The following is a 231-nucleotide window of genomic DNA, read 5'->3' on the forward strand; positions in this document are numbered from 1 at the left end:
CGTCGCCGACCGCCTCGTTGGTCGCGGCCATCACGCCGACGTTGCCGCCCGCGAGCCGGAACGCGACGTTCGGCGTCGGATTCTCGGCCGCGAAGCGCTTGATCTCGTCGACGATGTGCGCGATGGTCGTGCCTTCGTGGTTCTTCGTGTAGATCAGGACCTGGATCGCCTTGCAGTTCGCGGTGTTCATCCCGTTGTCGGGATCGAACGCGTTGGCGCCCTGCGTGAGTC

1 protein-coding gene is annotated in these 231 nt (G+C 65.8%); it reads right to left on the bottom strand.

Going from position 1 to position 231, the window contains the following annotated elements; genetic code table 11:
- The coding region (locus AC1RPK_RS07850) for a hypothetical protein (protein ID WP_481769374.1) at positions 1-231 on the bottom strand (231 nt) is incomplete at both ends.

The organism is Dellaglioa sp. CoH-55-MRSF-6 (genome assembly GCF_056782215.1).